Below are 20114 nucleotides of genomic sequence, written 5' to 3' on the forward strand. Positions count from 1 at the left end.
TGTTTTATTGATAACTTCTATATAATAAAAGGCGTGTAAATAGAAGGAGGAACTGACTACTATGCAAACGATCGCTACAATCAGCCTACTTGTCGTGGCTGTCTTATTGATTGTCGTCGTACTGCTCATGTCAGGTCGGTCGCAAGGTCTTGGAGCGATTGCAGGTGGCGCGGAGCAGTTGTTCGGACGCCAGAAAGCACGCGGCTTCGATGCTGTTTTGAACCGAACTGCAGCTGTACTAGGCACTTTGTTTTTCATTTTAGGATTACTAGTCGCATCATTATGATGATAAGGCTGATCGTTCTCGATTTTCACGTGAGGCGGTCAGCTTTTGTTTTTTCGATTTATTTTTGGGGAATAATGTAGATACGAGGAGATGACGTACGAAATGAAAGTGACAGCACCAAAACCGTTCTTCTTTGAGGGCGGAAAACGTGCCGTGTTGATGTTACATGGCTTCACTGGATCGAGCGCGGATGTCCGCATGCTCGGTCGCTTCCTTCAAAAAGAAGGATACACATGTATGGGACCGATCTATCGTGGTCATGCCGTCCCGCCGGAAGAATTACTCCAATATGGACCGGAAGACTGGTGGGAAGACGTCTTGGACGCTTACCAGACACTCGTCGACAAAGGCCATGAGGAGATCGTCGTCTGCGGACTCTCGCTAGGTGGCGTGATGTCGCTTCGTCTCGCCGAGGAGAAAGACGTCAAGGCGGTCATCCCGATGTGCGCGCCGACGGGAATCGATGCCGAGGACCGCTTGTATAAAGGAGTCCAAGCATATGCCCGAGAATATAAGGGTAGAGAAGAAAAGTCGCCGGAACAGATTGAGCAGGAGATGGCAGAGTTCAAACCGATGCCAACATTGAAAGACCTCCGTGCCTTCGTCCGCGACACGGCGTCGAAGCTCGAGGACATCTTCGTCCCGACACTCGTCGTCCAAGGCGCCAAAGACAACATGATCGATCCGGAATCGGCGAATCAAATTTACGAGGCGGTCAACACGTTCCAAAAAGAGTTGCTCATCTATGAGGACTCGGGACACGTGATCACACTCGACAAAGAAAAAGAGAAACTGCACCAGGACGTGCTCGATTTTCTCGAAACGTTAGACTGGTCAGTCTAAGAAGGAGGTGTCACGTTGAATTTACGTGACCAATTACTAGAGATTTTACAGGCGAGCGAGAAACCGCTCTCTGTCGATCAACTGACCGAGCGACTACAGCTCGCGTCGACGGATGACTTCAAAGAGCTCATCCGCACATTGAATGCCCTCGAGGAAGAGGGCGCCATCGGCCGGACGCGGACGAACCGTTACGGGACGCTCGCCACGCTCGGACAAGTCGCGGGGATCATCTCGATTCACCAGCGCGGCTTCGGCTTCTTGTCGGTCGAAGGGGAAGCGGAAGACGTGTTCTTGCCGCCCGACCAACTGAAGGATGTCTACCATGGCGATACGATTCTCGTCAAAAAACGTGAGGACAACCGTGGCAAGACGGAAGGGATTTTATTGAAAGTATTGAAGCGCGGACTCTCTGAGTTCGTCGGGACGTATACGCTCCCGAGCGGTCGACTCGACCAGTTCGCCTTCATCGAGCCGGATGACAAACGCATCAACTTCTGGCCGGTCGTCAACCCGGACAAGTCACTCGGTGCCGTCGACGGACATAAAGTCGTCGTGCGCATCACGAAGTATCCGGACGGACGCTTCGCCGGTGCCTGTGACGTCGTCCGTATCATCGGACATAAGAACGATCCGGGCGTCGACATCTTGTCGATCGTCTATAAACACGGCATCCCGACGGAGTTCCCGGAGGACGTGATCGCTCAGGCGAACGCCGTGCCGGACGAGGCGGACGAGAAAGACTTCATCGGACGCGTCGACCTTCGTGACGAGACGATCTTCACGATTGACGGCGAAGATGCGAAAGATTTGGACGATGCCGTCCACGTCAAAAAACTCGATAACGGCAACTACGAGCTCGGTGTCCATATCGCCGACGTCTCGCATTACGTGAAAGAGGGCTCACCGCTCGACGTCGAGGCGTTCGAGCGCGGGACGAGTGTCTATCTCGTCGACCGCGTCATTCCGATGATTCCGCACCGACTCTCGAACGGGATTTGTTCCCTCAACCCGCACGTCAACCGCTTGACGCTCAGCTGCGTTATGGAAATCTCCCCGCAAAACGGGAAGGTCGTTCGCCATGACTTGTTCCCGAGTGTCATCAAGACGACGGAGCGGATGACGTATACGAATGTCCGTGAGATCATCGAGCGCGATGACGAAGAGACGTTGAAAAAGTACGAGCCGTTCATCGGTGAGTTCGACCTCATGGCCGAGCTCGCAGAAGTGCTTCGGAAACGCCGTAACTCGCGCGGTGCCATCAACTTCGATTTCGCCGAGGCGAAAGTCGTCGTCAACGAGGAAGGGAAGCCGGCAGATATCGTGCTTCGTCCACGTTCGGTCGCCGAGAAGTTGATCGAGGAGTTCATGCTCGCAGCCAACGAGACGGTTGCGGAACACTTCCACAAGATGGACGTGCCGTTCATCTATCGTGTCCACGACAATCCAAAACCGGACAAGCTCGACTTCTTCTTCGACTTCGTCGCAAACTTTGGCGTTCACATCGAACGCATCAAAGGGCAGACAGTCGAACCGAAGACGCTTCAAAAGATTTTGAAGGCAATCGACGGGGAACCGGAAGAGCCGGTCATCAGCACGATCATGCTTCGTTCGATGCAACAGGCGAAATATGACGACGTCTCGCTCGGTCACTTCGGACTCGCGACGGATTTCTATACGCACTTCACGTCACCGATCCGTCGTTATCCGGACTTGATTGTCCACCGTCTCATGCGCACGTACGTCTTCAACAACGATTTGTCGGAGCAGACGATTGCGAAGTACGAGGACCGTCTCGGGGCGATCGCTGAACAGGCATCGAAACGGGAACGTCGCTCGGTCGACGCAGAGCGCGAGACACAGGCACTCAAAAAAGCCGAATACATGGAAGCCCATCTAGGTGAAGAGTTCGATGGTGTCGTCGCCGGCGTCACGAATTTCGGGATGTTCATCGAGCTTCCGAATACGATTGAAGGGCTTGTCCGTCTCCAGTCGATGGATGACTACTATCACTTCGATGAGTCACAGCTCATGCTCCTCGGGGAGCGGACGAAACGTCAGTTCCGTATCGGGGACGCCGTCCGTGTCAAAGTCGACGCCGTCAACTTAGACGAGCGGACGATCGATTTCACGGTCGTCGGCATGCCGAAACGAGAACCGTCGACGCGTCGCCAACCGACGACGATCAAAGCGAAAGGCGGTCGTCCGAAGAAGGACGAGAAAGACCGTCGTGGCGGTCGCGGTCGGGACGACAAGAAGAAGCGCGGCAAACCAGGAAGACCCGGCAAGCCGGGTAAACCAGGCGAGAAACCGAAGCGAGACGGGGAGAAATCATCCCAAGGCCGTTCGGCACTCGACCTGAAGAATAAAGACAAGCACAAACGAAAAGGCGACGCTAAACGAGGTGCGAAGAAGCGTCGCTGACGGGGAAGGGCTCGTCCCTTCCTCCGTATCTTGTAGATAAAGGACTGAATGTGTATGGCCAAGAAGAAAGATTCGAACGCACTCGCCCAAAACCGCAAGGCGTCCTTCGATTACGCGATCGAAGATACGATTGAGGCAGGCATGGTGCTCACAGGGACGGAGATCAAGTCGGTCCGTCAATCGAAAATCAACATCGCGGATGCGTACGTCCGATTCGACGGGGGCGAGGCGACACTTCACAACTGTCATATCAGCCCGTTCGAACAAGGGAACCGCTTCAACCATGACCCACTCCGCGTCCGGAAGCTATTGTTGCATAAGAAGCAGATCAATCAGCTCATTGGAGCATCAGGGCGTGACGGCTACACGATCATCCCGCTCAAAGTGTATATCAAGAATGGGGTTGCGAAGTGCCTGCTCGGTGTCGGAAAAGGGAAGAAGAAGTACGACAAACGTGAGGACTTGAAGAAGAAAGACGCGAAGCGTGACGTCGACCGTGCGATGCGCGATCGGCAAAAATACTGACAACGAATCCTAATTGTGGTATATTAAATAGAGTACCAATTACCACCCCGGGGACGTTATGGATTCGACGGGGGTAGGTCGGTCGTATGTTGCGTGTCGAGGGGTCGGCCTCGTTAAAACGCAAACGCCTATAACTGGCAAAACTAACACACAACTCGCAGCAGCCTAAGTGCCCTGCGGATCCTGACATCCATCGCTTGTGTGGATGACTTTCAGGGTCTCAAACTAAGCAAGCTACGCTTCAACCTCGCCGTCTGAGGGCGCGAAGAAGAGATGAAACAGACTGGATGCGACAACGCCTGTTTATCGGCAGTGTCACATCGAGATTCAATAGATAAACTACACACGTAGAAGCATACGTTACGATGCCTTCGGACGCGGGTTCGACTCCCGCCGTCTCCATTTTGAAGCAGTCTGTAACGACTGCGATCAATGATTTTCATGAAGACCTTCTAATTTCATTGAGATTAGAGGGTCTTTGCTTTTGATTGAAGCCATAAAGAAAGGAAGGTGAAGAGCATGGGGAAATATCAATTGGATACGAAAAGCAAAGTAGCTGCGGCGAAGTACCAAGACGGGAAAAAGCCGACTGTTTCAAACAAGAAAGAACGGTTGAACCAGCTTCGTGAAGCGTATTTGCAGAAGCAAAAAGAGAAGAAGTGATCTGACGAAGGATTATTGAGTGACTGCTCATTAATCCTTTTCTTATGGATAGCGGATACCGATCATTAGGTTTTTGAATGAATTCAAGGGATTGATCATTGCTTTGTTGAATAGAAACTATGAGTTGTTTTTTGAAAATCGTCAAGTAAACATACACACCAAAGGAGGGGTTCTCATGTCTAAAAAATCGACGGAACTCATTGTGAATGGGGTCAAAAAATATGGCCCGACAGTAGGCAAACTTGCATTAAAACATAACAAAGAAATCATGGGGGCTTTAGGATCAATCAATTTAAAGAAACGATTGAAGAACACGGATGATTCGGAGCAAAGCCCTAAAAAAGCTAAGAACAAACATCCGCGAAAGCAACGGTATCAGTATTATTTAACCGAAGTGACGCCTACGCTAGACACTCGAAATCGAGATGAATTGTTCCAATATAGATTAGAAGTGGAGCAATGCATTCGACAAATCAGAATGGAGCAAGCACAAGACATCGTCATCAAAAAACAGATTCATGAGGGGCGGATTAAAGAGTGGGAGGCCATTCTCACTCACATCGTGAGTCAAATGACCATCAAGGACTATATGGAATATTTGAGGCTCTTCAACAATCCAGAGTATCAAAGTGAGTATTTCGCAGGCTTTGAAGCGGATGTGGAGAAGTTCAAAAAACTGAATACGGTCGAACAGTATGATGCGCTCGTTCAGTATGTTCATGAAAAGACAATGATCGACATCGAACAAATTAAAAGAGAGTTTTCTGCTCCTGTTTGATGGACCGCGATCCACTTCCTCTCTGCATTCGTTATAATCAATAGTGTTGTAATGGATGGAGGTGAGACCGTTGGGGTGGGATTTAAGTGTCGCTGAAGCGAAAGATGTGTATTTAACCGAATCGGACTTATGGCGCTTTACGCAACAATTTCTGATGAACGCTTCTCATACGACCACGTATAAACACGTATTGATGAAGGCATTACTTGAATGTACGATAGAATTGAATGAATCTGGTGTCGTGTCATTTCATCAGATTGCCAAGCATGTGGCGAAAATCTATTGGAATCTCATCGTCAAGCATGGGCTGACACAGATGAATCAATTAGGGAAGCAGAGCGCTGTTGAAAAAGTGATGGTCTCCTTTCAGAAAGAACACAACATTCCACCAGATTGGAACTTCGACCGTTTACCAGAACATCAACAAAATCAATTGATTCGGAACGTAAATCAATTTTATAAAAAATACGTATATGGTTCTTTCTATCGCTCCTTTAACGAAACGATTTACTCTTTCAATCGAAAAGAAGAGTGGATTCAACTCGTTCCTTCGTACGTTGTATTTTTTGAAAAATACAGACGTATTCTAATGAACGTGACGAACTATCAGTTAGCCATCTTTTTAGAGAAATACAATTCCCAAGATGCGATGGAACGGATTTTGAGCAAGCTGGAGTTTGTGTCTGCCCGTCAATCGCTTGAGGAGTTTAAACAAATTTTATTAAGCCATGGGCACTCAACATGTTTCTACTGCTTAAAACCTGTAAAACAAATTCACGTGGATCATTTCATTCCTTGGTCTTATATGCAAAATGATGTCTTATGGAATTTTGTTCTGTCATGTCCGACGTGCAATACGAGTAAAAATAATCGATTAGCGAACATTGATTATCTCTACACTTTGGTAGAACGAAATCATGAACTGCGCACGGCAGAACATATGTCTGCATACAAAGAATCGAAACTCACTCACTTATATCACTATGCCGTTCAAAATGGTTTTGAAAACAATTGGGCACCGAAGACATGAAAAGAGTCGAACCTCGTCAAACAGGTTCGACTTTTGTTTAATCAAACACTCGTCTGATCCAGCGTTTGAAAAAGGGTTGGTCTGATTGTGTCACGCTATGATTGTCGAGCTCCACCTCTTCGATCTCTTCATTCGGAGACCTCAATTGAATCGTCATCTCGTCACCGAGTCCGGTCGTGACACCACTCTCAAATTGAAGATTTCGCGTCACATACGCGTTTGCGTATAGGAGTCCACCCTTTTCATTCACTTGTACATCCTGAATCGTATATTGGAATTGCTCGACCCAATCTCGTTGACCGAGGAGGAGCCGGACGACGTCATCTTCATGTGACAGTTTAGTTCGCTCAATGTTATCGAGTGGGGTATGTGCTTCAATCGCTGCTTGCTGCGCTTCTAAGATGTCTTTGAAGTGATGTGTCGCAACTTCCGTCGTCCATGCAGCGGAACCCGTCTTCGACTCGGTCGCATAATGGAAAAGAGCAAATCCAATCAAGGCGAATAACGCCAGGACACTTACTCGTTTGAACTGTTTCATCGTCGAGCTCCTTCCATATCAATTCAAGATTGAGTACATTAACAGGGTGTCAATGGACCTCGCTATTATTCAAGAACATGACTTATCGACCGGTGATTTGATCAAACCAATTCGCGACCAAGTCCGCACTGCCATCTTGGAACATAAATATGGATACCCCGACCATCACAAGCCCGACTAAAATCAACCCACCTTGCTTCGCGCGACTTGCAACCCCTCGCACGATGAGGATCACTCCCAACCCAAGCAAAAGAAAGTACCAAAATCCCATGAATATCCCTCCTTTTTCTAATTATTCTCATTTTAGTATGAATCGGTCGAGCAGGCTCTACATACTTAGACTGATTTATCTTTTAAAAAAGAAGGGTACATTACCTCTATGCGAATAATTAGGGGAGTGAACATTATGCGGAAAACAATTGTCATTGCGGGGGCGAGCGGCTATATCGGCTCGAACGTGATGGAACAGCTAAAAGAAGAATACGACATCATCGCGTTGTCGCGATCGACGAAGAATAAAGAAGATGAAGCCCATATCACGTGGCGTGCCTGTGATTTGTTCTCATATGAGGCAACAAAAGAAGCATGTGAGGGTGCGGACTACGCGATGTTCCTCGTGCACTCGATGATTCCGAACGGTGGCTTGACGCAAGCGACGTTCGAGGACATGGATGCGCTCATTGCGGATAACTTCGCTCGGGCGACGAAGGAGAACGACATCAAGCAAATCGTCTATTTGAGCGGTATCATCCCAGAAGAGTCGAAGACGTTGTCGCGTCACTTGAAGAGTCGACTCGAAGTGGAACGCATTCTCGGCGGTCAGGGCGTGCCGGTGACGACGATTCGGGCTGGACTCATCATTGGTCCGGAAGGTTCGTCGTTCCCGATTTTAGCGAAGCTCGTCAAACGATTGCCGACGATGATCTTGCCACGCTGGACGAAGACAGAAACACACCCGATCGACATCCGGGAAGCCGTTCAGGCGCTCATCTCGGTCGTTGGTGCCGAGTCGCTTTATGACCGTCATATCGACATCGGGGGTCCCGAGGTGATGACGTATCGGAAGATGATCGAACAGACGGCCGAGGTCATGGATAAGCGTCGCGTCTTGATTGACTTCCCGTTCCCGACAATCAAACTGTCGCGCCTATGGGTCATGGCGGTCACGGGTGAACCGAAGGCGACCGTCTATCCGCTCGTCGAGAGCATGGGGCACGCGATGGTGGCAGAAGACACGGTCGAAGGTATCGGCCAGGGAGAGATTCCGTTCAAAGAGGCGGTCGAACATGCGCTTGAGGAAGAAGAGAAGCAATCCTCGGGCGGTAAGAAGAAAAAGCAGCCGAAGTCGTATACGGTCCGTTCGATTCAGCGGTTCGGTCTGCCGGAAGAAAAATCGGCATTTTGGATGGCGGACACGTACTTCGAATGGCTCGGTCGTTTTATGTACCCGCTCATCCAGACGACAAAAGAAGACGATGATTGGGAAATCGCGCTGCTTGATCCATCGTTCGTCGCGCTTCATCTATCGCTTGAACGAGAAGCGACAGACGATATGGCGTCCTTTGCGATTGACGGGGGCAATTTCGTCAAATTGAGTGAAGAGGATAAGACGGGGCGTCTCGAGTTCCGGCGATTACCAGAGTCGGATGAAGGACTCGTCGCCATCCATGAGTTCGTGCCGGCCCTCCCGTGGTGGTTCTATACGAAGACACAGGCGAAAGCCCATCTCGTCGTCATGTGGTTGTTCGGTCGTCATGTGAAGTTGCTGGCGAAAGACGCGGAAGATGGCAATCAAGTCGTAGAGGCTCCGACGAATTGAAGGGAGACGCATCGGAAGGTGCGTCTTTTTCTTTTGTACATTCTGTTAACGTTTTTCTAAACCCGTTTACAAGCCCTCTTTCCAGGCGTACACTAAACTCGTTTTTGAACTGATTGGAAAGAAGGAATGTATGATGCAAGACTCACTCTCCACACGTGAGATGTGGCAAAAGGACATCTCGGCCGGAATTACAGTTGGCGTGGTCGCCATCCCGCTCGCCATGGCATTTGCCATCGCCTCAGGGGTCCCGCCGGTGTACGGGCTCTACACGTCCATTTTTGCCGGAATCCTCGTCAGCCTGTTCGGGGGTTCGACGTTCCAGATTGCCGGACCGACGGGAGCGTTCATCCCAATCGTCTCGGGTGTCGTCCTCGCATATGGATATGAAGGATTGCTCGTCACGACCGTTCTCGCCGGTATGTTGCTACTCCTCATGAGCGTGCTTCGGGTCGGACGGCTCATCCGCTTCATGCCTCGTGCCGTCACCATTGGCTTTACGGCTGGGATCGCGGTCGTCATCTTCGTCGACCAGCTCGATGAGTTGTTCGGGGTCACGTTTGAGAAGGCACCGCACTTTCATGAGAACTTGCTTCGCCTCGGTCAGGCGTTGCCTGAAGCGTCCGTGTGGCCGATTGTCATTGCCGGAATCGGCTTTTTAACGCTTTGGCTCGTACCGAAGCTGCCGTTCCGTTTACCGCTTTTACTCATGGCGATGCTCGTCCCGACGTTTGTCAGTGTCCTCATCCCGGGTGAGGTCGCGACCATCGGAAGTGCCTACGGTGGCATCCCGAGCGGACTGCCAACATTCAACTGGCTCGCGATTGACATCAACCTGATCACAACACTCCTCCCGTCCGCGTTCGCCATTGCCTTCCTTGGCGCACTCGAGTCACTTCTTTCGGGAACGGTCGCCGACGGGATGGCAGGGACGAAGATGAAGCCGGACAAGGAACTGTTCGGGCAAGGGCTCGCGAACGTGATCACGCCGTTCTTCGGTGGGATCCCATCGACAGGTGCCATCGCTCGGACGGCGACGAACATTCAGGCGGGAGCGGTCAGTCGACGCGCCGGTGTCATCCACGGGATTACGGTGCTCGTTGCGGTCCTCGTCCTCGCCCCGTTTGCGAGTTATGTACCACTCGCTGCACTCGCTCCGATTTTGATGCGGGTCGCCTGGAACATGTCCGAACGCCATCACGTGATGGCGATGTTGCGTCATCGTTCATCCGAGTCGCTCGTCCTTCTTGTCACATTACTATTGACGGTATTCGTCGACTTGGTCGTCGCCGTCGAGGTCGGCGTCATCTGTGCGCTCGCGCTATTTGCGAAACGAATGGCCGATACGATTGATGTACGCGAACGGACAGAACGGTACGTCACGCGGGATGGCCAAATCGTCTTCAGTGTCGAAGGTCCGCTCTTCTTCGGTGCGGTCGAGTTGTTCGAGCACGTCCTCCATCACATTCATCGGGAACCGAACGTGTTCATCTTCAACTTCCACCGCTGTCCGGTCATCGACGTGACCGCGGTCGAGGAGTTGCGTCGTGTCGTCACCGAACTGAAAGCAGCCGAACGTCACGTCATCTTCGCGCACTTGTCGCCATCGGTCCGCGCGACGCTTGCTCACTATGGTCTGCTCGACGGAATCGAGACGTTCGAGACGACCCAGGAAGCGATCGAGGCGTCTTAACGAACGGACAAGATGTCGGTGAACGGGACGCGGCGCACCTCGCCGTCGAACAGCTCGACCTCGCGCTCGGCGTAATAGATGGCATGGACGTAGCCGCGCATGCTTGTCGTCAAGCCGTCTACGAACAAGGTCACCTCGACTTGATCGCCTTCACGGATAGCCCGTTCGAGCTCGGTCTGCCAGAGATAGAGGAGCTGTTCGTCCAAATCGGGCAGTTCGATTTTTTGGATTTGTGCATAATAACGTTTCAGTAGGGCGACGTGCTCGGGCATGAGAAATGGGATCCATTTCAACTCACCCCGGTCACGATAGCGGGTCTTGCTCATGAGGAATCGCCTCCTTGTTTATGTCCGCCGATTAAACGTTGGCGCGTCCGGAGCGGACTGTCTTTTAGTAGGCTCGATGCCGGTCGGATCGTGCCGCGACCGAACCGGACGTTCAAGCCGTCAATCAAATCGAGGAAGTCGAGCCGTTTCGCCTTCGCCCATTCGTCTTCGAAGAACGATAACTGGACGTGGTCGCTCCGCGGCTCGAGCTTGCCGAGAGCGACCGAGACGTATCGGACGGCCTCCGTCTCTTCCCAGCCGTCTAAAAATAGCTGCAATAAGATCGGGAGAAACTCTTGCTCGTCCGCTGTGAAGCGGGGGAGCTTCTTTTGTTTACTGAAGCCACTCCGGTCGCTCGTCCGCGTATAGCGTACCCCGAGGTGAATCGTCCCTCCGACGAGTCCCGTTTGCCGTGTCCGCATCCCGACCTCGACCGCGATCGCCTGTAAGACGAGCCGAATTGCGGAATACGTCGTGTAGTCTTTCATGAGGGTGATGCCGTGTCCGATCGACTTCGGTCGCATCCGTTTCGCACCGAACAAGGAGCTCGCCGGCAGGATGGTCGGCGACTCGTCGATGCCCCAGGCGTGATGCCAAAGTTCTGCACCGATGACACCGAACTTTTCATGAAGGGATTCGAGCGGATAACGGGCCAAGTCTCCAATCGTCCAGATGCCGAGCCGCTGAAGGTGGACCGCCATCTTCGTGCCGACGCCCCACATCTTCTCAACCGGGGCCGGATGGATGAGTCGTTCGACATCTTGGAGAAGGCACGTGGCGACCCCTTTCTTTTTCGCATGCAAATCGAGGACGAGCTTGGCGAGGACGTTGTTCGGTCCGATGCCGATGGTGACGGGAATCCCTGTATAGCGAAAAATCGTCGCACGCATGAGGTGGGCGACGTGCTCGTCACTTCCGAACAGTCGCTCCGTCCCGGTCATGTCGACGAGCGTCTCGTCAATCGAATAGACGCGAATCGCCTCGGGCGGGGCGAACTGATGGAGGATGTGGATGATTTGGATGGAAACGTTCAAATAATGACTCATCCGCGCCTCGGCATAGAGGACGTCTTGCCGTTCGTGCCACGGGAGGCGGTCGATGTGGAAGCGACGTGACCCGGTCTTGATGCCGAGCTGTTTCATCTTCGGGGTCGCTGCGAGGACGAGCGCCCCACTGTCCCGGAGGTTCGAGAGGACGACGAGCTTCGTGTGATAAGGATTTTTGTTGCGCGCGGCACACTCACAACTCGCATAGAACGAGACGCTGTCGATACAAAAGATTCGTCTGCGCATCGTCACCACTCCTTTTTTACGAACAAATGTTCTGTTTTTTTTCATCGTAACACGGTCTCACGTCATCTCAAATAGTGAATTGAAAATATTTTTACAAAGATTTTTTGAAAATTACCCAAAATTTATAGGTTTTCACGTGTCTAAAAACCAACTTTTAGGAAGTTTTCGTAAAAGAGTATCCGAATTGGTTCGATTTTCGTTATAATAGACTAGTATGTAAGTGATGAATTGATAGAAAGATGGAGGCTATTAGTGTGATCCAATTTGTAAAACAGTTAACGAATGATCAAAGCCGGCGTTTGAAAGCGTATGAACGACGGGTCGCGCGTATTAATGGATTAGAGGCAACGATTAAAGCCCTCTCGGATGACGAGATGCGTACATATACGGAGACGCTCAAAGCACGTCTCTTAGATGGAAAAAAAGTGGATGACATCGCGGAAGAAGGGTTCGCTCTCGTCCGAGAAGCGTCGGTCCGTGTGCTCGGCATGCGTCACTATGACGTCCAGCTCATCGGTGGATTTGCCCTCCTCGAAGGGAACATCTCGGAGATGCCGACCGGGGAAGGGAAGACGCTCGTCGCCGCCTTACCGAGTTACGTCAAGGCACTCGAAGGAAAAGGCGTCCATGTCATCACGGTGAACGATTATTTGGCGAGACGTGACGCTGAACAGATCGGGAAGATTCATGACTTCCTCGGGTTGACGGTCGGCTTGAACGTACCAGACATCGAGGCGGACGAGAAGCGTTCTGCGTATAAGGCAGACATCACGTATGGGGTCGGGACGGAGTTCGGATTCGACTACTTGCGTGACAACCTTGTCCATAAGCCGGAAGAACGGGTCCAACGCCCGTTCCATTTCGCAATCGTCGATGAAGTCGACAGCATCTTGATCGATGAGGCGAAGACACCGCTCATCATCGCGCAAAAGGACCGATCGCACATTCGTTTGAAACAATTGGCGCAACAGATCATTTCCGAGTTCGGTGAGACCGATTACGAGGTCGACCTCGAGTCGAGATCTGCGACGTTCACGGAAGAAGGAATCGTCAAGATTGAAGAGCTGTTCGCCATCGACAATCTGTTCAGCGCCTCACATCAGGTGCTCTATCACTATCTCGTCCAGGCGCTCCGGGCGAACGTCTTGTTCGAGCTCGACGTCGACTATATCGTCCGTGAAGACAAGATTGAACTGATCGATTTGTTCACGGGACGCGTCATGGAAGGGCGGAGCTTGTCGGAAGGGTTGCATCAGGCGCTCGAGGCGAAAGAAGGCGTCACGATCACCGAAGAGAACAAGACGACGGCGGAAATTACGATCCAGCACTATTTCCGCATGTATCCGCTCGTCGGTGGGATGACGGGGACGGCCCAGACGTCACGCCAAGAGTTTTTGAAGACGTACAACATGGACGTCGTCCAAGTACCAACGAATCGCGAACGTCAACGTGTCGACCATCCGGACCGCATCTTCATGACGACCGAGCAAAAGTATGCGGCGGTCACTGAGAAAGTGGCAGAACTGCATGAGACGGGACGTCCTGTCTTGATTGGGACGACCTCGATCGCACAGTCAGAAGCGATCAGCAAGCACTTGAAGAAGAAGCGGATCGAGCATGACGTGTTGAACGCGAAGACGGTCGCTCAGGAAGCGGACATCATCGCAGACGCCGGTCAGTTCGGCAAAGTGACGATTGCGACGAACATGGCCGGACGCGGGACGGACATCACGCTCGATGCAAAAGCGAAGGAAGCAGACGGTCTCTTCGTCGTCGGGACGGAGCGCCACGAGTCAAAACGTGTCGACAATCAGCTCCGCGGTCGTTCGGGACGTCAAGGCGACCCGGGTGCGACCGAGTTCTTCGTCTCGCTCGAAGATGAGATCGTGAAACGCTATGCGGCGCAGAAGCTAGAACGCATAGAGAAGAAATTGAAGCCGAACGCGATAGGCGAGGTCTCATCGAAAGATGCGATCGAAATCATCGAATATGCGCAGACGACGATCGAAGGACTTGGCGTCTCGATTCGGGACTACTTGTTCAAACTCGACGATGTCTTGAACGAGCAACGCAATATCATTTATACAATTCGCAATCAGGCCGTCAACGCCGACGCGGATGCCATCACGAAAAACGTCCTCGGCATGATGCGTCTCGCTCTCGAAAACAGCATCGACATGCATGTATCGGATGAACTCGTGCCTGAGGAATGGCCGATCGATGAGTTGAAGGAAGACTTGCGCTACTTGACGATGCAGGAGCCGACATGGGCAAATGACATCGCGGATACGCGTGAACTGAAGGATGCCTTAAACGATTGGATGGAGACCATCATCGCTACGACGGCGTCACGCCTCGAACAGGACGACATCGTCCTCTTCGCGAAAGAGTCGCTTCTTCGTGCCGTCGACATGAAGTGGACGGATCATTTGACGACGATGAGCGGATTGAAAGAAGGGATCGGTCTTCGTAGCTACGGTCAGGAAGACCCGAGCCGTCAGTTCGGGAAAGAAGGACTTGAAATCTTCGAACAGACGTATATCAATATCGCACGGGATGTCACGACGGAACTATGCCAGCTCGACCGCTACTTTGCAGAGATGGCAGAGGAGGAAGTATAATGTTAGGATTTCGTAAACGTAAACAAATCGAGACAGGAAATAAAGAGGAAGGACGCCAATTGACGCTCGTCATCGACGATGCGATGGGGATTCCGAAAGAGGATGAGTACGTCTTCCGTTACCACGCGAAACGACTTCCCGCACTTCTCGACAACCAGCTCTCGATCGAGTTGTTGAATGCCGAGTCGCTCGGACATGACTTGTCAATCGTGGCGTTGTTCCGCAATACGCTTCCGAGCTCGTTCGAGATCAACGAGTTGCCGGTCCTCTTGTTGGACGCGAACAACGTCCCGATCGGACGGAAGGTACTAGGGCGTTCTGAACTGCCGAGCTTTGAAGCGTGGACGAGCAAGCCGGTCTACTTGGACTTCTTCTTGGATGAGATGTTCGGCGAGGTGGAGTCGTACGACTCGCTCCGACTCGTCTTCCAAATGAACCCGATTGACCCGCTACAACTCGTATCACCGGAAGAAGAAGCGACATTCTCGAAACGAGCATGGCAACAGCTCATGCGGACGAATATCTCGACGCCACCGGTCGGGGAGAACGAGTTCAATTTGATGCTCGTCTCAGTAGAGAAAGAAGAGACGAACGTCACGGCGACGATTCTCCTCCGCAACGGTTATGACCGCCACTTGAACGTCGAGAAACTCCCGCTTGAACTCGTAAGTGGCGAGGACGTGGTCGGCTTCACGATGATTCGTCTCGAAGAGCCAGTCCATGGTAAACATGCGTACCCGATATCGGTCACGTTTGAAGAAATTGAGGGCGATGGACCGTTCACCGTTCGTATTAAACAATGATAGGAGAATAGACCTGATTTCTATAAAAAGAAATTAGGTCTATTTCTATACAAAAATTTAATAGGAGGGAAAGACAGCTGATGTTATATTGAATATGGTTAGACAATTATCAACCAGAAAAAGGGGACAATCACATGAAAACCGCATTGAAATGGTCGATCGCGACCGCGCTCGTGTTACCAACCGTTTTGCCGCTACAGGCACCGAACGTCTTGGCAGAAGTGGACGAGGATATCGTCAAGCTCCGTTTCTTAGAGACGACAGACTTACATACGAACATCACGAACTACGACTACTTCCAAGACAAGGTCGACAACACGATCGGGTTGACGAAAGTCGCGACACTCATCAATGAACATCGTACAGCCGCTGGGGAAACGAACACGTTCTTGTTCGATAACGGGGATACGATTCAGGGGACACCGTTTGGCGATTACGTCCGTGAGAGCCAAGCTGGAAAAAATGAAGTGTTTGAACATCCGATGTACAAGGCGATGGCGGCACTCAACTACGATGCCGTCACACTCGGGAACCATGAATTCAACTTTGGTCTCGAATTCTTATACAACGCGATGGAAGGGTCGAAAGGGAAACTTCGCTTCGTCAACTCGAACGTCAACGATCTAGAAGGCAACCCGATCGTCTCGAAGTTCAACGTGGATGGACAAGAGGTCCAAATCATCGAACGAACGGTTACAGACATGGATGGGGAAACACATACAATCAAGGTCGGTGTGTTCGGAGTCGTCCCTCCGAAAATCATGTCATGGGATTCGGGGAACCTTCAAGGTCGTGTGACGACAGAGGATATCATCCCTTCGGCACGTGAAGCGGTACAAAAATTGAAAGACCAGGGAGCGGACGTCGTCGTCGCCCTCGCGCATTCAGGTATCGGTGAAAGTGCAGCCCTCGCAGACGAGCAACTCGACAGCGAGGAGAACGTCGGTTACGCGCTCACGAAGATTGACGGACTCGACATGGTCATGACAGGGCATCAACACGGTCGCTTCCCAGATGCGAAAGGTATGTTCGCCTCGTTCCCGAACGTCGACATGACGAAAGGGACAATCAATGGCAAACCGGTCGTCATGGCGAATAACCAAGGGAAAGACCTCGGCGTCATCGACTTCGAGCTCGAACTCGTAGATGGGAAATGGCAAATCATCGATGCATCAGCAACGCTCGACACGGTGACGGCTGATACGGCGGTCGACCCGTCGATTCAAGCGTTGATTGAAGACGACCACTTGGCGACAATCGACTATATCAACCAACCGGTCGGTGAGATTCAAGACGACATCCAAAGTTACTTCGCACTCGTCCGTGATGATGCATCAGTCCAGTTCGTGACGAATGCACAGAAATGGTATGTCGAGAAAGAACTCGAGACGAACCCGGAACTTTCAGCGTATAAAGAGTTGCCACTGTTGTCAGCGGGCGCACCGTTCAAAGCCGGTGGCCGTGAATTGACGGATGCGAGCTACTACACGAACATCCCGAAAGGGCAAATCGCTTTGAAAAACGTCGCGGACCTTTATGTGTATCCGAACACGCTCGAAGTCGTCAAAGTGACAGGAAAAGATGTCATGGACTGGCTCGAGATGTCAGCGGGTGCGTTTGACCAAATCGAAGAAGATGGCGAAAATTTACTCAACCTTCAATTCCGTAGCTACAACTTCGACATTCTCGACGGCTTGACGTATGAGATTGATGTCACGGGTCCTGCGAAGTTCGATGTCGGCGGGAAGCTCGTCAACGAGAATGCGAACCGCGTGAAAAATGTCGAATATAACGGACAACCGATCAAGATGGACCAGGAGTTCTTGGTCGCGACGAACAACTATCGCGCCGGTTCTTCATCGTTCCCAGGCCTCGGTGGCGGGAAGAACATCGTCTATCGCTCAGCGTACGAGACACGTAACGTCATCTCGGACTACATTATCGAAAGTAAAGACAAGTTAGACTACAAAGCCGACAACAACTGGAAGATTGTCGCGGACGCGAAACGTTCGGTGACATTTGAAACAGCGGATGCAGGTAATCAGTACTTGAACCTTTACGAAGGAATCGAAGCGACAGACGCGACGCGTGAAGATGCGGCAGGTCGTCTCTTCCGCACCTATACGACTGAGCTCGAAGCGGCACCCGTTGACTTGGTACTCTCGGTCGATGTGATCAAGCCGGGTGCAAAAGTCGTTACCGGGAAGACGGCTCCATCTGCGAACGTGACGTTGAAAGATGGCAAGACGGTCCTCGCGACGACGAAAGCCGATGCACAGGGCATGTACCGTTTGACGGTCAAACCGCTCAAACTCCGTCAGTCGTTGACGATTGAAAGCGAATTGAATGGCAAGACGATGACAGAAACGAAAGTCGTCGGTGCAGGATTCGTCGGAGTGCCAGCGATTTCGAAGCGCTTGACATATACGAACACAAACGTTTTGACAGGAACGACTTCACCGGGTGCTAAAATGGTATTGAAACGTGATGGGAAACGAATCGCCTATGCGACGGCTGACACAGCAGGTAAATTTGAGTTCACAAAACGAATTGGTTTCGTTGCGGCAAGCTATGAAATCGAAGCGAAAGATGTCACAGGTAAAGTAGTGGAAACTAAATCGTTTGTTCTCGAAGAACCTAAAGTGGTGACGCCGAAAAACACGAAAGGTGTGAAAATCGGTACTCGTGCATTGATTGGAAAAACGACACCGGGCGCGAAGGTCGTCTTGAAGGATGCCAAAGGTAAGCAAGTGGCGAAAGTGAAAGCGAGCTGGGCGGGAACGTATACGTTCACATTCAAAAAAGGTCTTGCGAAAGGAACGTATAAAGTCATCGCGAGTGACTATGATGGTTCTGGTGCAAAACAAGCTACATTCAAACTAAAATAAGAGTTGAACGACGTCCGATTCGGGCGTCGTTTTTTGTCGGATAAAAGTGTCTAAAATGTGAATGAAAGTCCTTACGTTATCGTTATATATTATGTATAATCAATCGTGTAATCGGTTACATGACACATGTAAACTTAAGAGCTGACGGGGATCGGCTGCATACGTACGGAAAAGGGGACTGACAGATGATTACATTCTTCGTCGCACTCGCACTACTTTTGGTCGGGTATTTGGTATACGGTCGTTACGTCGAGAAGACGTTCGGCATCAAGTAGGAGCGGACGATGCCCGCCTACGCTTCCCAGGACGGCATCGACTACACGCCGATGGGCAAGAAACGGAACTCGATGATCCAGCTGCTCAACATCGCCGGCGTCGGACCGATCTTCGGGCCGATCATGGGGGCGCTCTATGGACCGGTCGCCTTCCTTTGGATCGCGCTCCCACTCTTCGGGGTCTCCTACGTGCTCACGAACATGGACTTCCAGATGCTCTGGCAGTACTTCAACTGGGCGAACCAGACGACGGCGGTCATCGCGCTCTTCGTCGGGGCGATGTATCTCTATATCAAAGGACGCAACCACTACATCGCGCTCCTTCCGGGGACGTTCATGTTGTATGCGGTCTGGTTCTACATCTTGACGGCGCCGATCGGCTTCAAGCTCGATGGGGTCCTGCCGTACGTCATCTCGACACTCGGGACGCTGACGCTGCTCGTCCTATTCCATAAGCGGGCACGCGCGATGCGGGCGGCACAGATGGAGTGTGACATTCCAGTGAAAGAAGTCGCATAATTTTAACACGGGCCAATCTGTGGTCCGTGTTTTTGATTGCTTTCAAATCGGGAACTGTCCATACTAGAGGGAACAGTTAAGAAAGGTGGGAGCATATGGAACAAAAGCAACTAAAAGAGATGCTCCATGCCGACACGTTCGGGGAAGAGATTGCGAGCGCGATCACGCACGGCTTAGGAGTCATCTTCAGCATCGTCGCCCTCGTCTTACTCGTCATGAGTGCGACGGAAAGCGGGAGCACGTGGAACGTCACCGCGGTCAGCGTGTTCGGGGTATCGATGATTTTACTCTACCTCTTCTCGACACTCATGCACGCCATCCCGCATCCACGGGCGAAACGGGTGCTACAAGTGTTCGACCACGCGGGCATCTACTTACTCATCGCCGGAAGCTACACACCGTTCGCCCTTGTGACCCTTCACGGGACGCTCGGTTGGATTCTTTTTGGGATTGTGTGGGGTGTGGCGATTCTCGGGATCGTCTGGAAGCTATTTTCGACCGGGAAGTACATGTGGGTATCGAATGTGACATATCTCGCACTCGGCTGGATCTGTATTATCGCCATCCGTCCATTGTACGAATCACTCGGACATCAAGGATTCATGCTTCTCCTCGCGGGAGGGATCGCCTATTCGGTCGGAATCGTGTTTTATGTGTGGCAAAAATTGCCGTTCAATCATGCGATTTGGCACTTGTTCGTGTTAGCGGGAAGTGTGCTCATCTTCCTCAGTATTCTGCTCTATGTCGCACCTTCGACAAGCCTATAAGACAGCCGTCCTACGGGGCGTTTGTCTTTT

17 protein-coding genes, 1 other RNA gene and 1 pseudogene are annotated in these 20114 nt (G+C 51.6%); 15 read left to right on the forward strand and 4 right to left on the reverse strand.

Features of this window, described 5'->3' with window-relative positions:
- The first annotated feature begins 61 nt into the window (after nucleotides 1-61).
- The 8 genes from secG to KNO76_RS09030 all read left to right on the forward strand — a co-directional run bounded on the left by secG (nucleotide 62) and on the right by KNO76_RS09030 (nucleotide 6546).
- Nucleotides 62-286, forward strand: a complete 225-nt coding sequence (secG, locus tag KNO76_RS08995) for a preprotein translocase subunit SecG (protein ID WP_012726902.1) — start codon at nucleotides 62-64, stop codon at nucleotides 284-286.
- A 102-nt stretch (nucleotides 287-388) separates the two neighbouring features.
- A complete protein-coding gene (locus KNO76_RS09000) occupies nucleotides 389-1129 on the forward strand; it encodes an alpha/beta hydrolase (protein ID WP_214884922.1) in 741 nt (246 codons plus the stop codon).
- A 15-nt stretch (nucleotides 1130-1144) separates the two neighbouring features.
- Nucleotides 1145-3550 carry a ribonuclease R gene (gene rnr, locus KNO76_RS09005; protein WP_214884923.1) on the forward strand — a complete coding sequence of 802 codons (2406 nt, stop codon included), beginning with the start codon at nucleotides 1145-1147 and terminating at the stop codon, nucleotides 3548-3550.
- 54 nt (nucleotides 3551-3604) lie between these two features.
- The gene (gene smpB, locus KNO76_RS09010; protein ID WP_026825453.1) at nucleotides 3605-4075 is read left to right on the forward strand and encodes an SsrA-binding protein SmpB; all 471 of its coding nucleotides are present in this window, start codon (nucleotides 3605-3607) and stop codon (nucleotides 4073-4075) included.
- A 49-nt stretch (nucleotides 4076-4124) separates the two neighbouring features.
- Nucleotides 4125-4480: a transfer-messenger RNA gene (ssrA, locus tag KNO76_RS09015) on the forward strand.
- A gap of 114 nt (nucleotides 4481-4594) precedes the next feature.
- Nucleotides 4595-4738: an alcohol dehydrogenase gene (locus tag KNO76_RS09020; RefSeq protein WP_214884924.1), complete on the forward strand. Its 144-nt coding sequence runs from the start codon at nucleotides 4595-4597 to the stop codon at nucleotides 4736-4738.
- A 175-nt stretch (nucleotides 4739-4913) separates the two neighbouring features.
- Nucleotides 4914-5516, forward strand: a complete 603-nt coding sequence (locus tag KNO76_RS09025) for a hypothetical protein (RefSeq protein ID WP_214884926.1) — start codon at nucleotides 4914-4916, stop codon at nucleotides 5514-5516.
- Between the two features lie 70 nt (nucleotides 5517-5586).
- Nucleotides 5587-6546 carry an HNH endonuclease signature motif containing protein gene (locus KNO76_RS09030; protein ID WP_214884928.1) on the forward strand — a complete coding sequence of 320 codons (960 nt, stop codon included), beginning with the start codon at nucleotides 5587-5589 and terminating at the stop codon, nucleotides 6544-6546.
- Nucleotides 6547-6583: 37 nt separating this feature from the next.
- Here the strand turns inward: KNO76_RS09030 and KNO76_RS09035 are convergent, their stop codons facing one another.
- Nucleotides 6584-7084, reverse strand: a complete 501-nt coding sequence (locus KNO76_RS09035) for a hypothetical protein (protein ID WP_214884930.1) — start codon at nucleotides 7082-7084, stop codon at nucleotides 6584-6586.
- 82 nt (nucleotides 7085-7166) lie between these two features.
- Nucleotides 7167-7355 (reverse strand): hypothetical protein, encoded by a 189-nt coding sequence (locus tag KNO76_RS09040; protein ID WP_214884932.1) that lies wholly within the window; start codon nucleotides 7353-7355, stop codon nucleotides 7167-7169.
- A gap of 135 nt (nucleotides 7356-7490) precedes the next feature.
- On the opposite strand from KNO76_RS09040, the gene KNO76_RS09045 reads away from it, so the two are divergent.
- Complete coding sequence (locus KNO76_RS09045) at nucleotides 7491-8903, forward strand: NAD(P)H-binding protein (RefSeq protein ID WP_214884933.1); 1413 nt, start codon at nucleotides 7491-7493, stop codon at nucleotides 8901-8903.
- 133 nt (nucleotides 8904-9036) lie between these two features.
- A complete protein-coding gene (locus tag KNO76_RS09050) occupies nucleotides 9037-10593 on the forward strand; it encodes a SulP family inorganic anion transporter (protein ID WP_251127957.1) in 1557 nt (518 codons plus the stop codon).
- On the opposite strand, the gene KNO76_RS09055 is transcribed toward KNO76_RS09050, so the two are convergent.
- Together KNO76_RS09055 and KNO76_RS09060 are read right to left on the reverse strand one after the other, a co-directional pair.
- Nucleotides 10590-10919, reverse strand: a complete 330-nt coding sequence (locus KNO76_RS09055) for a YolD-like family protein (RefSeq protein WP_026825463.1) — start codon at nucleotides 10917-10919, stop codon at nucleotides 10590-10592. The two genes, KNO76_RS09050 and KNO76_RS09055, sit on opposite strands and share 4 nt — an antisense overlap.
- Nucleotides 10916-12211 carry a Y-family DNA polymerase gene (locus tag KNO76_RS09060; RefSeq protein WP_214884935.1) on the reverse strand — a complete coding sequence of 432 codons (1296 nt, stop codon included), beginning with the start codon at nucleotides 12209-12211 and terminating at the stop codon, nucleotides 10916-10918. The genes KNO76_RS09055 and KNO76_RS09060 overlap by 4 nt, the downstream gene beginning before the upstream one ends.
- 254 nt (nucleotides 12212-12465) lie before the next feature.
- On the opposite strand from KNO76_RS09060, the gene secA2 reads away from it, so the two are divergent.
- The 5 genes and pseudogenes from secA2 (at nucleotide 12466) to trhA (ending at nucleotide 20084) form a co-directional block, all read left to right on the forward strand.
- Nucleotides 12466-14832: an accessory Sec system translocase SecA2 gene (gene secA2, locus KNO76_RS09065; RefSeq protein WP_214884936.1), complete on the forward strand. Its 2367-nt coding sequence runs from the start codon at nucleotides 12466-12468 to the stop codon at nucleotides 14830-14832.
- Nucleotides 14832-15635, forward strand: coding sequence for an SLAP domain-containing protein (locus KNO76_RS09070; protein WP_214884937.1), 804 nt, complete (start codon nucleotides 14832-14834; stop codon nucleotides 15633-15635). The genes secA2 and KNO76_RS09070 overlap by 1 nt, the downstream gene beginning before the upstream one ends.
- A gap of 134 nt (nucleotides 15636-15769) precedes the next feature.
- On the forward strand, nucleotides 15770-18523 hold the full coding sequence (locus KNO76_RS09075; RefSeq protein ID WP_214884939.1) for a bifunctional 2',3'-cyclic-nucleotide 2'-phosphodiesterase/3'-nucleotidase: 2754 nt from the start codon (nucleotides 15770-15772) through the stop codon (nucleotides 18521-18523).
- A gap of 185 nt (nucleotides 18524-18708) precedes the next feature.
- Nucleotides 18709-18966, forward strand: a pseudogene (locus KNO76_RS14295) (carbon starvation CstA family protein); the annotation flags it as partial.
- Between the two features lie 446 nt (nucleotides 18967-19412).
- Complete coding sequence (gene trhA, locus KNO76_RS09085; RefSeq protein ID WP_214884941.1) at nucleotides 19413-20084, forward strand: PAQR family membrane homeostasis protein TrhA; 672 nt, start codon at nucleotides 19413-19415, stop codon at nucleotides 20082-20084.
- Nucleotides 20085-20114 lie beyond the last annotated feature (30 nt).

Origin of the sequence: Exiguobacterium sp. s101 (assembly GCF_018617835.1) — a bacterium.
In the GTDB taxonomy this organism is placed as follows: domain Bacteria; phylum Bacillota; class Bacilli; order Exiguobacteriales; family Exiguobacteriaceae; genus Exiguobacterium; species Exiguobacterium marinum.

Bases quoted from the DNA above. Each gene is read 5' to 3' on its own strand.
- secG (WP_012726902.1), top strand. From the start codon at position 62: ATGCAAACGATCGCTACAATCAGCCTACTTGTCGTGGCTGTCTTATTG.
- KNO76_RS09000 (WP_214884922.1), top strand. From the start codon at position 389: ATGAAAGTGACAGCACCAAAACCGTTCTTCTTTGAGGGCGGAAAACGT.
- smpB (WP_026825453.1), top strand. From the start codon at position 3,605: ATGGCCAAGAAGAAAGATTCGAACGCACTCGCCCAAAACCGCAAGGCG.
- KNO76_RS09020 (WP_214884924.1), top strand. From the start codon at position 4,595: ATGGGGAAATATCAATTGGATACGAAAAGCAAAGTAGCTGCGGCGAAG.
- KNO76_RS09025 (WP_214884926.1), top strand. From the start codon at position 4,914: ATGTCTAAAAAATCGACGGAACTCATTGTGAATGGGGTCAAAAAATAT.
- KNO76_RS09035 (WP_214884930.1), bottom strand. From the start codon at position 7,084: ATGAAACAGTTCAAACGAGTAAGTGTCCTGGCGTTATTCGCCTTGATT.
- KNO76_RS09040 (WP_214884932.1), bottom strand. From the start codon at position 7,355: ATGGGATTTTGGTACTTTCTTTTGCTTGGGTTGGGAGTGATCCTCATC.
- KNO76_RS09045 (WP_214884933.1), top strand. From the start codon at position 7,491: ATGCGGAAAACAATTGTCATTGCGGGGGCGAGCGGCTATATCGGCTCG.
- KNO76_RS09050 (WP_251127957.1), top strand. From the start codon at position 9,037: ATGCAAGACTCACTCTCCACACGTGAGATGTGGCAAAAGGACATCTCG.
- KNO76_RS09055 (WP_026825463.1), bottom strand. From the start codon at position 10,919: ATGAGCAAGACCCGCTATCGTGACCGGGGTGAGTTGAAATGGATCCCA.
- KNO76_RS09060 (WP_214884935.1), bottom strand. From the start codon at position 12,211: ATGCGCAGACGAATCTTTTGTATCGACAGCGTCTCGTTCTATGCGAGT.
- KNO76_RS09070 (WP_214884937.1), top strand. From the start codon at position 14,832: ATGTTAGGATTTCGTAAACGTAAACAAATCGAGACAGGAAATAAAGAG.
- KNO76_RS09075 (WP_214884939.1), top strand. From the start codon at position 15,770: ATGAAAACCGCATTGAAATGGTCGATCGCGACCGCGCTCGTGTTACCA.
- trhA (WP_214884941.1), top strand. From the start codon at position 19,413: ATGGAACAAAAGCAACTAAAAGAGATGCTCCATGCCGACACGTTCGGG.